This window comes from Nocardia vaccinii NBRC 15922 (assembly GCF_001613305.1).
In the GTDB taxonomy this organism is placed as follows: domain Bacteria; phylum Actinomycetota; class Actinomycetes; order Mycobacteriales; family Mycobacteriaceae; genus Nocardia; species Nocardia vaccinii.
The window spans coordinates 266,880-278,913 of sequence record NZ_BDCC01000017.1; the positions used below are offsets into that span (position 1 = coordinate 266,880).

General features: G+C 67.4%; 10 protein-coding genes. 5 read left to right on the top strand and 5 right to left on the bottom strand.

Features of this window, described 5'->3' with window-relative positions:
* Positions 1–4 precede the first annotated feature (4 nt).
* Together NV1_RS13580 and NV1_RS13585 are read right to left on the bottom strand one after the other, a co-directional pair.
* Complete coding sequence (locus NV1_RS13580) at positions 5–847, bottom strand: p-hydroxycinnamoyl CoA hydratase/lyase (RefSeq protein WP_067890363.1); 843 nt, start codon at positions 845–847, stop codon at positions 5–7.
* Between the two features lie 78 nt (positions 848–925).
* A complete protein-coding gene (locus NV1_RS13585) occupies positions 926–1,465 on the bottom strand; it encodes a MarR family winged helix-turn-helix transcriptional regulator (protein WP_245713703.1) in 540 nt (179 codons plus the stop codon).
* Between the two features lie 188 nt (positions 1,466–1,653).
* Here NV1_RS13585 and NV1_RS13590 point away from each other — a divergent pair, with 188 nt between their 5' ends.
* Positions 1,654–3,207, top strand: coding sequence for a DUF4139 domain-containing protein (locus NV1_RS13590; protein ID WP_067890368.1), 1,554 nt, complete (start codon positions 1,654–1,656; stop codon positions 3,205–3,207).
* Between the two features lie 12 nt (positions 3,208–3,219).
* Here NV1_RS13590 and NV1_RS13595 read toward each other — a convergent pair whose 3' ends face one another.
* Complete coding sequence (locus tag NV1_RS13595) at positions 3,220–4,746, bottom strand: amidase (protein WP_067890621.1); 1,527 nt, start codon at positions 4,744–4,746, stop codon at positions 3,220–3,222.
* Positions 4,747–5,188: 442 nt separating this feature from the next.
* Here NV1_RS13595 and NV1_RS13600 point away from each other — a divergent pair, with 442 nt between their 5' ends.
* Positions 5,189–7,642 carry an FHA domain-containing protein gene (locus NV1_RS13600; RefSeq protein ID WP_067890371.1) on the top strand — a complete coding sequence of 818 codons (2,454 nt, stop codon included), beginning with the start codon at positions 5,189–5,191 and terminating at the stop codon, positions 7,640–7,642.
* 160 nt (positions 7,643–7,802) lie between these two features.
* Here NV1_RS13600 and NV1_RS13605 read toward each other — a convergent pair whose 3' ends face one another.
* On the bottom strand, positions 7,803–8,288 hold the full coding sequence (locus NV1_RS13605; RefSeq protein WP_067890375.1) for an SRPBCC family protein: 486 nt from the start codon (positions 8,286–8,288) through the stop codon (positions 7,803–7,805).
* 102 nt (positions 8,289–8,390) lie between these two features.
* On the opposite strand from NV1_RS13605, the gene NV1_RS13610 reads away from it, so the two are divergent.
* Positions 8,391–9,695: an NtaA/DmoA family FMN-dependent monooxygenase gene (locus NV1_RS13610; RefSeq protein ID WP_067890378.1), complete on the top strand. Its 1,305-nt coding sequence runs from the start codon at positions 8,391–8,393 to the stop codon at positions 9,693–9,695.
* Between the two features lie 483 nt (positions 9,696–10,178).
* On the opposite strand, the gene NV1_RS13615 is transcribed toward NV1_RS13610, so the two are convergent.
* A complete protein-coding gene (locus NV1_RS13615; RefSeq protein ID WP_067890381.1) occupies positions 10,179–11,027 on the bottom strand; it encodes an LLM class flavin-dependent oxidoreductase in 849 nt (282 codons plus the stop codon).
* A 277-nt stretch (positions 11,028–11,304) separates the two neighbouring features.
* Between NV1_RS13615 and NV1_RS13620 the strand changes: the two genes are divergently transcribed.
* On the top strand, positions 11,305–11,688 hold the full coding sequence (locus tag NV1_RS13620) for a nuclear transport factor 2 family protein (RefSeq protein ID WP_067890384.1): 384 nt from the start codon (positions 11,305–11,307) through the stop codon (positions 11,686–11,688).
* 65 nt (positions 11,689–11,753) lie between these two features.
* Positions 11,754–12,026: a winged helix-turn-helix transcriptional regulator gene (locus NV1_RS13625; protein ID WP_174557437.1), complete on the top strand. Its 273-nt coding sequence runs from the start codon at positions 11,754–11,756 to the stop codon at positions 12,024–12,026.
* Positions 12,027–12,034 lie beyond the last annotated feature (8 nt).

Sequence of the window (12,034 nt, forward strand, 5' to 3'; positions counted from 1 at the left end):
CTGCTTATTTCGCAGGGTCGAATGCGCCGAGTCCGGGGCGGTAGCTCTTGTCGTCGAGGAACTGGGACAGGCCCTTCTCCCGGCCGTGCTCGACATCGAGAGCCCGGGTCTGATCGAGCTTGGCGTACAGATAATCCTCGGCCTGCGACCAGCTCATCTCCGCGGCGAACCGGTAGCCCACCTTGGCCGCGTGCAGCACAACGGGATTGAGCCCGGCCAGGCGCGCGGCCAGTTCTCCGGTCCGCTCGCGCAGCCGTCCGGCCGGAACCGCCTCGTTGACCAATCGCATCTGCGCGGCCCGCGCACCGTCGAAGACCTCGCCGGTCATGATGTAGTAGAGCGCGTCGCGCTGCGGCACCGTCGCGGCCAGCGCCTTGGTGACCACACTGCCCGGCGGAATGCCCCAGTTCACCTCGGACAGACCGAATTTCGCGGCCTCGTCGGCGATCGCCAGATCACAGGCCACCAGCGGGGTGAAGGCCCCGCCGAAGCACCAGCCGTTCACCATCGCGATGGTCGGCTTGGGGAAGTAGGCCAGCCGTTTCCACTGCCATTCGTTGCTCTCCCGGCGCACCCGATACTGCAGCGCGAGATCTCCGGTCGCCTCGACGTCGCGAAAGTATTCCTTCAAATCCATTCCAGCGGAGAAGGATTCGCCCGCACCGGTGAGCACCAGCACCCGGCAGCGCGGGTCGGCCTCCAGATGATCGAGCACCCGGCACATCTCGGTGTTCAGAGCCGGATTCATCGCGTTGCGCTTGTCCGGGCGGTTCAACGTGACCCAGGCGATCCCCTTCCCGAACTCCACGTGCACGGTCTCGCCCCAGGGCTCGGTCGCTGTCGTCATCGGCGCTCCATTATCAGCATTACTGATGATTCGACTCCTATGGTGCCGCCGGACGCGTTCGCCGTCAACAGCTCCGGACTACTCGTCGGCAGAAGTGGCCGCCGGGACACCGCGCGCGGCGGCCTCGGCGGTCAACGCGGCGACGCCCTGCCGCAACGCGGCCCGGAACTCCGCGCCGCGCCGCGGACTCATCTGAGCGAGCAGGCCGGACTCGATCTGCTCGATGCGAGGTGCGGCCCGGTCGAGCAGCTCGCGGCCCCGGTCGGTCAGCGACGCGACCAGCACCCGGCGATTGGCCGGGTCACGGTCCCGGCTGATCAGCCCGCGCCCCTCCAGCGTCCGGACCATCACGTGCATCGTCTGCGGCCGCAGGAACGCCCTGCGCGCCAGCTGCGCCGAGGACAGCCCGCCGCGCCGCTCGAGCACCGTCAACGCCGTGTACTGGAGCGTCGTCAGCCCCAGCGGGCGCAGCGCGTCGTCCATCACCGCCCGTACCGCCAGTTCCAGCTGTTTGACCAGATACAGCGTCGAGGGCGGGGCGGCCACGTCACGATCGTCGTCGGCTGCGGTCACGAACGTCATCTTCGCACCGGGTCCGGCGGCCGAGGTTGCCCGCATGACATCGAGACGATCGGCCGGGCCGCAGTAGCACAGCCGAATCGGGCCGCCGGACCCTCAGGGGCGCGTGCCACCACCGCCTGCTACTTCCCCCCGAACCCCTGACCACTGATTTCGCCGACGCGTTGATCGCCGACCTCTTGCCCGGCATCGCCTCGGCCGACCGCCGATCACGGTAGCCTCGCGGCATGAGCATGGTGGACGCCCCGATCGTGGCGGTGACCGTCTATCCCGGACAGGCGCGGATCACCCGGCGCACGACCGTCATCGTGGAGACCGGCGAGCAGCTGGTGGAAGTCGGTGGACTGCCGCTGGAACTGGTGCCGGATTCGGTGCGGGTGAGCGGGCGAGGTGCGGCATCGGTCCTCGGCGTCGATGTGGCGATGCAGCGCAATCCACGCTCGCCCGATGCCGTTGTGCGGGAGCTCGAACAGCGCGCCGAGCAGATCCGGTCCGGGCTCGCGGAGTCGGCCGACGCCCGCACCGTCGAGGACAGCCGGACCGAATTGCTCACCAGCCTCGGCCGCCGGTCCGGCAGCGCATTCGCCAGGGCGCTCGCCGCGGGCGAGATGGAGCCGGACCGGGTCGCGGGACTGAGCGATTCGCTCGCACAGCAGCTCGGCGCGACCCTCGGACGGCGGCGTGAACTGCACCGGCAGCACGAGCGCTTGGAGGAGGAGTTGCGTGCCGTGGAGCGTGACCTCGCCGAACATCACCGGCAGCGCACTCCGGATCGCCGGCAGGTCGCGGTCACGCTCGACGTGCAGGCGGCCGGGGAGCTCGAACTCGAACTGTCCTACGTGGTCGACGACGCCCGCTGGATCTCGACCTACGATATCCGGTTGCGCGGGGAACGACTCACGCTCGGCTGGTACGCGGAGATCACCCAGAACACCGGCGAGGACTGGCCCCCGTGCGAACTGGCCCTGTCCACCGCCCGCCCGGCGGTCTCGGCTCGGCTGCCCGAACCGGAGCCGTGGTTCCTCGACCGGCTGCGGCCGCCCGAGCCGGTGGCGGCTTACGGCGCTCCGGCTGGTGGTCCGCCCGAACCCGGAATGATGCCGCGCGCCAGGGCACTACCCGCAGGCGTGGTCGACTCGGCTTCGCCCGCAGTCGAACACGGGGCGGCAGCGACCACTTACCGCCCGCACCAACGAATCACCATCCCGAGCGATGCGACCGCGCATCGCACCACAGTGGCCACTCTGGATCTGGATGCCACTCTCGATCACATCACCGCACCGGCGCAGAGTCAGGAGGTGTATCTGCGGGCCACCGCGGTCAACGGCTCCGAGCACACACTGCGGCCGGGCCGGGCCTCGGTATTCCACGACGCGGAGTTCGTCGGCACCACAACCCTGGATATCTGGGCCCCCGGCGAGGAGATCGAGTTGAATCTCGGTGTGGACGAACGAATCCGGGCCGAACGTGAGCTGGTGCGCCGCACCGCCGGAAAGGTGGTGATCGGCAGCGCGACCCGGCGCGAGGTCCGCTACCGCATAACCGTGGGCAACTACGGCCGCCGCGCCACCACCGTCACCGTCCTGGACCGGATTCCCGTCTCACGCGACGAGGGCATCGTGGTCCGGGACCTCAGCTGCCGCCCCGACCCGGACCACCGCACCGATCTGGGCGAGCTGACCTGGCGGCTACCGCTGGAACCCGAAGCGACAGCGGAGATTTCACTGGGTTTCCGGGTCGACACCGCCAAGGGCGTCGAACTCCGCGGCTGGCGCGAGTAGTCCGGGCGAACCTCACCGCTGTGTCCGGTCCGCCCCGGTCGAGGACGCGACGAGGCCGGATTCGGGCGGGACACGGTCGAACCAGGGCTGAGCCGTTTCGATCTCGGCGGCGAGCTGCAGGAGCAGGTACTCACTGCCGGGGCGGCCCACGAACTGGGTGCCCAGCGGCAGGCCGTCCGCGGTCCAGTGGGTCGGCACGCTCATGGCGGGGCGGCCGGTGACGTTCGCCAGCTGGGTGAACGGGACGGCCGACAGGTTGGCGGTGACCGTATCGCGATAGAATCCGGTGCGGGACAATATCTTTCCTACTCCCAGACGAAGCAGTGGCGGCAGTACGGTATCGGCGATCGCGGGAGTGCGGTTCTGGCCGATGCGTAGCGGCGGTCCGGCCACGGCAGGAGTGAGCAACAGGTCGTAGGTCTCGTGGAAAATGCCCAGGGCGCGGGTGTATTCGGTCCAGCGGACATGCGCGAGCAGCAGTTCCGGAGAGGGTACCGCACGGCCCGCCGCCGCGAGTACCTGCGTATCGATATCGAAATCTGTTGCGGAAGCGCCCGTTTCGCGACAGGCCTCGGCGAGTTCCGCGGCGCACCAGCCGGTCCAGACGGTCATGAAGTCCATACCCAGACGTTGTCCGTCGATATCCGGTGCGGCCGGTTCCACGGTGTGCCCCAGCGATTCCAGCAGCGCCGCGGCCTCCTCGACCGCGCGGACCGCCTCGGGATCGACCGGTGTGCCCTGTGGGGACGCGTGGGTGAATCCGATCCGCAGGCGGCGCACGGGATCTTTCACCGCATCGAGATACGGGCGTTCGGATAGCGGAACCAGGTAGGGGGCACCGGGGTCGGGCGGGGTGAGTATGTCGAACATGGCGGCGGTATCCCGAACGCTGCGAGACAGCACGCCCTCGCTGACCGCCCCGAACAGCGGATCGCCGGACACCGGACCGCCGGGAATCAGCCCGCGCCCGGGTTTCAGCCCGAACAGTCCGGTACAGGCCGCAGGAATGCGAATCGAACCGCCGCCATCGCTGGCGCCCGCCACCGGCACGATGCCGGCGGCGACCGCCGCGGCCGACCCGCCCGAGGATCCGCCCGGCGAGCGTTCGGTATTCCACGGATTGCGGGTCGCGCCGAAGGTCCTGGTCTCGGTGATGCCCTTACTGCCGAATTCCGGGGTGGTGGTCTTACCGAAGATCACCAGTCCCGCGTCCAGCCAGCGCCGCACTACGAGGCTGTGCTCGCGCGCCGGCACCGACCGCAGCGGCCCGGTGCCCGCGGAGGTCGGATATCCGGCATAGTCCTGCGCCAGATCCTTGATGAGGAACGGCACCCCGGCGAACGGCCCCGAAAGTTCCTCGCGCCCGGCCAGCCGCCGACCGTTCTCCGCCATCAGCAAACTCACCGCGTTGATCGCCGGATCGACCTGCGCGCAGCGATCCAATGCCAGCTCCAGCAGTTCGGCCGCACGCACCTCGCCCCGAGCGACCAACTCGGCCAGCCCGACCGCATCGTGAGCCCGGTATTCCTCGTACCGCATCGCCATCTCCTCACCGGCGCGTTTCGTCCCGAAGATGTCGACGATAGTCTGCATGCGCTTCGCCGACGCCGCGTCCGGACAGTTCCTGTGGTGGCCGGGCGGCGGCTTGCCAGGGTGTCCGAGGCAGCGGTAATGCCGATTTTCTGGGCGGGAATTTCTGTGTTCGCGAACCGATTCGGTTACCTACAAATATATTGTGCCGAAGCTCGTGACACCATCGCGCGAGCCGAACAGTCGACGCGAACATAAAGGGCAACGGATCGCAAGGTGTGAAAGTCCTCGAATCGTCACCCAATTATATCGGCCGCAGTCTCCGTTTCGGCGGTAGCACGCGAAACAGCACGTCCGACGGCCCAAACGGCAACCTCTGGACCAGCCGAGTTGTTCGTCCGAGCGCGAGATTTGCCGCTCCGGTACAGCCGCACGGTCGTATACTCCAGCTATGGCGGATAATCAGTCTTCCACCGAATTCGCCGAGTCACCGGTACTCGTGGTGCAGACGAGAGAACGCGTCTATCGACTCCGAGCCGGAGGCGCATATAACGTCGGCCGCGGTCCGTCCGCCGATATCGTGCTCAGCGATCCGCGGGTGTCTTCTCTGCACGCCATCCTGGAACGAGGATCGGACGGCTGGGAAATCGAGGACGCGAGCAGTCTCAACGGCACCTTTTTCGACGGTCACCGCGTCGAGCGGATGGTGATCGACCATGACGAGACGTTCCAGCTCGGTCACGCCGTGGACGGCGAGAAGCTGACCTGTTCGGTGGAGATGCCGCAGACGCGACCCGCCCACGATCCCGGTGGCGACATCGGGGAAGACACGATGATCGTGCCGAATCCCGGCTACGACCTCGACGACGAAGCAACCTTCACGCTGTTGCCCTCGGACCGCCGTGTCTCGCGAGTGTCGGCTCCGGTCGCGCACCCCGGCGCGGCCGTCCGGATCAGCGGCACGCTCCGGATCGGCCGCGCCGCCGACAACGACATCGTCGTGCCCGACCTCATGGTCTCTCGCCACCATGCCGAACTGCGCGTGATCGGCACAGGCAAATACCGGGTCGCCGACCTCGGCAGCCACAACGGCACCTACGTCAACGGCTCGCGCGTCGACGTCGCGGATCTGTCCGAAGCCGACTCGATCGGCATGGGGCACACCACCTACCGGCTCGTCGGCGACGAACTGCGCGAATCGGTCGATACCGGCGACGTCTCGGTTTCGGTGCAGAACCTCATCGTGCGTACCCCGGAAGGAAAGGTACTGCTCGACGAGGTGAGCTTCCCCATCCCGCAGCGCTCGCTCGTCGGAGTCATCGGCCCCAGTGGCGCGGGCAAGTCGACATTGCTCGGCGCGGTCACCGGTTTGCGTCCCGCGACCGAGGGGACGGTCCGTTACGACGGCCGCGACCTCTACGCCGATTACGACGAGCTGAGGCATCGGATCGGGCTGGTGCCCCAGGAGGACATCCTGCACAACCAGCTTCCGACGCGACGCGCCCTGCTCTACGCGGCGGAACTGCGATTCCCGGGTGACACGCGCAAGCAGGAGCGTGAGCAGCGGGTCGACGAGGTCCTCGAAGAACTCGGTCTGACCCGGCACGCCGACACTCGAATCGAGAAGCTTTCCGGCGGCCAGCGCAAGCGCGTGAGCGTCGCGCTGGAGTTGCTGACCAAACCGTCGCTGCTGTTCCTCGACGAACCGACCTCCGGCCTCGACCCGGGCCTGGACAAGACGGTCATGGAGATGCTGTCGGGACTGGCGCACGACGGGCGGACGGTCATCGTCGTCACGCACAGCGTCGCGAACCTCGATGCGTGCGACCGTCTGCTGGTTCTGGTGCCCGGCGGCAAACTCGCCTACTACGGACCGCCCGACGAGGGCTTGCAGCAGTTCGGGCAACCGTCCTGGGCCGAGGTGTTCCAGGCGTTCGACCAGGAGGACGAGCGCGACTGGGCCGGTGAATTCCGGGCGTCGCCGCGCTTCGGGCACTATGTGGCGGTCGGACTGACCGACGACGACCGCTCCGTCGAAGTGCAGTCGCCGCCCGCGCCGCCACCGCCCTCACAGTCCAAGTTGAGCCAGCTCAGCACGCTGTGCCGACGTTACCTCGCGGTCATCGCCTCGGATCGAAGCTATCTGGTGCTGCTCGCTGTGATGCCATTGATCCTCGGCGGCCTGATCGCGGCGGTGCCGTCGGGGGCGGGCTTCGTCGGGGAGCCCGGCAGCAATGCCGATGCCCCGACCAAGCTCATGATCCTGGCCTTCGGCGCATGCTTCATCGGCACCGGCAACTCGATCCGCGAGATCGTGAAAGAGCAGACCATCTATCGCAGAGAACGCGCGGCCGGACTGTCGGCCGGGGTCTATCTGATGTCGAAACTACTGGTCCTGGGCCTGATCACCGTCCTGCAGACGGTGGTGATGTACCTGATCGGCACGATCGGTCAGAAGATGCCCGCCTCGGGGATATTCACGTCGATCGATCTGGAACTGATCATGGCGATGGCGCTGCTGGGCATCGCGTCACTGGCATTGGGACTGCTGGTGTCGGTGTCGGTGAGCACCTCGGAGAAGACGCTGCCGCTGCTGATCGTGATCTCGATGGCGCAACTGGTGCTCACGGGCGGAATGGTCCGGCTACCCGGCACTCCGGTCCTGGCGCAGCTGTCCTACCTGGCGCCGTCCCGCTGGGGCTTCGGTGCGGGAGCCGCCAGCATCGACCTCGACACCCTGACACCGCACAAGGGCGGCCCCGACCCGCTCTGGCGGCACACCGTCGGCACCTGGCTGCTCGACATGGGATTGGTCGCCGCTCTGGCCGCGGTCTTCCTGGCGCTGGCCTGGTATCGCCTGTATCAGATGCGGCCCCGGCGACGCGGCGCACCGGCCCGCATCTGACAGTCCTCCAGACCACCACTCGCCGTGGCGGATACCCGTCAGCACTACCCGGCGCCGCCCGAGCGGCTCCCATCTGTGGATAGTCGTTTCGGTGGCGGCACTCTCGGCGAGTGCTTCGGGGATCGGGCGGTCGCTTATAGTCGAGCCACCACGATTCGCGTTATCGCGGAGGCAGTTCCGGCCGCGGCTCACCGGGAGCGGCCGTGCGAGCCAGGATGCCGAGTGTCGCGCGAAGTGCGCTTTCCGGGATGACCGGGAAGCCGACTCGGTCCTTGATTTCCCGAGGGACCGCCGACCAGTCGTAGTAGGACGTCACAAGTGTGCCTGCCTCGATCGGTTCCAGCTGGTAGCCGTAGACGTGTTCCCACTTTCGCCCACCGTGAATGGTCCACGCGATCTCCCGATCGGGTTCGAACGTGACGATCTCGACAGTGACGTCGTACAGCCCCAGCGGGCGATCGTTGAGAGCTTCGCGGTCCATGTGCACGACGAAGGTGTCACCGGTTCCGGTGACCACTTCTCCGCTGGCTGCCATCAGCATGCCCGAACTGTCGATGGCGACATGCCCCTGCGGATCACTGAGAATGGCGAAGATCTGGGCTGCGGGCGCGGCCACAGCCCGCTGTACTCGGAATCGTTCCAACACAAGAGGATCCTACAAGTGCCGCCGTGGGCACCTGCCGCTGTCGACTGGTTCCAGAAGACCGAAACACGCCCCTACCCTGGGTATGTCACGACAGGAGCCGCCATGGCAGAGCAACGCCACCTACATCTGAACCTGGTAGCGAACGATCTCAACTTGCACCAGGGAGCCTACAAATACGAACGGGCGCAAGGCGTTCCCGAACGCAGCACCTTCGAGCGCCTGCTCGAGTACGGCGCGTTCGGCGACGAGGGCCTGTTCACCGCCTTGTTCGTCGGCGACATCCCGGGCATGCAGGGGTCTCCGGCATTCGACGGCGGGCCGGCCGAGCCCATCACCGCACTGACCGCGATCTCCCAGCACACCCAGCACGTCGGCCTGATCGCGACGGCGTCGACGACCTTCTACGACCCGTACAACCTGGCCCGGCTGCTGGCCTCGCTCGACCAGATCTCCGACGGCCGCGCCGGATACAACGCCGTCACCTCGGTGGTCGATCGGTTCGCACAGAACTACGGCCTGCGACAGCATCCGGATCGCGCGGCGCGCTATCAACGCGCCGACGAGTTCCTCCAGGTCCTGCGAGCATTGTGGGACAACCGAGCATTGCGTCGTGATCCCGACGGCCTCACCCGGTTCTACGCCGAGCCGATCGACCACCAGGGCAACCTGTTTCACGTCTCCGGACCACTCAACATCGCGCCCAGCCGACAGCATCGGCCGCTCATCGCGCAGGCCGGCGGGTCGGGACCGGGCATCAAGGTCGCCGCCAGACATGCCGAGATGGTCTTCACCAACTCCTCCACTCGCGCCGGCGCCGCGGTCTACCGCGAGGCACTGGACAAGGCGCTCATCGAACAGGGCCGGACTCCGGGTTCGGTCCCGGCCATCCCCGGTCTCATCCCCTACCTCGGCCGGACCGCGAAGGAGGCCGAGGAGAAACTGCGGGAACTGGACAGTCACGTCGATTGGGAACCCCTCGCACCATTCGCACTGGGACAGTTCGGTATCGACATCCCGCTCGGCGACATCACCGAACCGTTCCCCACCCATCTGCTACCGCGCCCGGAAGACGTCGAGGAGACGATCAAGAGCACCTTCGGCAACTACGTCGGGCTCTACAACTGGATTCAACAGCACCCCGATGTGACCGTACGCGAGGTCGTCGCACAGGCGGTCGGCCGCGGCGGGGCGACGCACCGCAAATTCGTAGGCAGCTACGACGAACTCGCCGACGACTTCGCGGCCTGGCACGACGACGGCAACGTCGGCGGTTTCAACCTCATGTTCGCAGCGGGCTCGACAGCCATCCGGGAGTTCATCGACGAGGTCGTGCCCCGCCTCGTCGACCGCGGCATCTATCCCAGCACCCCCACCGATCGCCCGCTGCGAGAACGATTCCGAGACTGATCAGCGATCCGGCACCGAGATTCGGCGGGAGATCGGGACCGACCCGAGACGATGGTCCGGCGGCATCCGGCACGCAGCCGGCCCCGTTCTCGTGGGCAGGACGGGGCACGATTCACAGAGCCGGTCGCTGGATCAGCTCCTGTGGTCCGGTGGCCGGGCAACGCGCCCGCACCGAAGCGCAGTCCCGCGGTGTGCCCTTGCGGACAACCGCGGCGGATATGCGGTCCCTGCCGTTTTCCGACGCCACCTTCGAGACAAATCAACGTGCCGAGACCATCCCGGGTACGGGTACATGCTCTTGCCGCATTCGACGCAGCCGCCCAGGTTCTCGACGCCGGTCCCAACGGCTCGCGATCCTTCTGCCCGGCAACGCTTTCGATCGCGGCGAGCGCACGCACATGCCGATTATCGAGCGATTCGAGTATCAGCGACCCATCCGGATGCCGGAAATGCCGTCGTCCGCACAGGCCCGGCTTCGAGGCTTCAAAGCACGGCATCGGCCAGACGGTCGACCTGATCGGGATCGGTGCCGTAGCAGTAGAGCATCACCTCATCGGCGCCGAGATCTTCGAATTGCCGGATAGCGGAACGGATCTGCTCCGGGGTGGTGAGCATGCCGTCGGCCATGTAGTCGGCGCGGCCGCTGAACTCGTAGTAGTCGAGAATGGCTCCCCGGGCCTGGTCGATCAACGGCTGTGGACCGAGGACCGCGTTCAGCTGGGCAACGATGCGCGGCGAGCCGGAGCGGCCGTGGTCGCTCCAGGACTTGCGGGCCAGATCGAAGAGGTTGCCGGCCCAGGAGGGCGCGGCGGCGGCGAGCAACCCGCCACCCCAGCGGCCCACGCGGTCGATGGCGGCGGGCGCGAAGCCGCCGAACAGCAGTGCCGGACCAGCGGGCGTGACGGGTGCGGGACCGATGGGACCACAGCTGTCGCTGAACCGGTCACCGGACCACAAGCGTCGCATGACGCCGAGCTGTTGATCCAGGCGACGGCCGCGGGCGCGTACATCGGTACCGCTGGCCTCGTGGTCGTCGTCGCGACCGCCGACACCGAGACCGAGCACGAACCGGCCGCCGGACATCAGGTCCAGCGTGGCGACTTGCTTGGCGAGCAATGCGGGATCGCGCAGCGGTGCGATCAGCACCTCGGTCTGCAGGCGGATGCGGCTGGTGGCACCGGCGAGCATCGCCAGGGTGATCAGCGGTTCCGGGTTGTCGTAGACGAGGCGGTCGAGCAGGCCGAGTGTCGAGAAGTCGACGGCTTCTGCGCGGCGAGCCCATTCGGGCAGCGTGATGGGAACAGCGATGGGGAGGCCGAGACCGATATGCATGAAATCCTCCGTAGGAGATGGGCGTGCGTAATCGCGTCGCCCACCCACGCCTACTCGGATGAGGCGGGACTCCCACTCTGCGACTGTGTTTCCTGGAGAGCACCTATCGGGTTGCGGTCACGATAGAACGTCCGCTGCGGAACCCGCAAGTTCGCCTTCGAGAGGCCGTCGGGGTGCTGCCCGATGAGAGGCCTCGGTAATGCCGAAGGCCGCGTAATGGGCCTCATCCCCGGCGCGGGAACTGGCACGGACCTCGGCATGCCTCTAAAATAGAGGCATGACCGAAAGTCTGATATTGCAGGTGTGGCAGTCCAAAGACTTCACACAACTGCCGGCCTTGCTCGCCGAGGAGGCGACCTTCTCGAGCCCGGTCGCCGATTACCACGGCCGGGCCCGCGCGGCACACCTGCTGGCCACGATCGCGACAGTGCTCGACTCGGTGCACCAGACCCGGCGCTGGACCGACGGACAGCAGGGGATGTTCGCCTTCACCGCACGATTCGCCGACCAGGAACTCCAGGGCGTACTGCGGGAGGAGCTCTCCGAGACCGGCAGCCTGACCCAGGTGACCCTGTTCCTGCGACCGTATCGGGCACTGCGCGCGGCCATCGCGGAAATGGCACGACGACTGGAGGATTCACCCCCGCCGCAAGCGGCGTGATCGTGGCGGCCGAAACACCACGCCCGGGACGCCCGGTCCGCGGATCGACCACCGGGCGCCCGATCATGGCCCTGTTCGATCTGCTCGGGCGGCGCTGGGTGCTGCGGGTGATCTGGGAGCTCGAGCGGGCCCCGGGCCCGCTCACCTTCCGCGAACTGCGCACCGCATGCGGCGACCTCTCCTCGAGCGTGCTGACCCGTCGACTGTCCGAGCTCACCGAGGCGCGCCTCGTCGAACACGAGCAGGGGTACCGGCTGACCCGCGCCGGACACACACTCGTCGAGCGGCTCGCACCGCTGACGCAGTGGGCGACGGAGTGGCAGAACGATGATGGATGAGTAGCGTC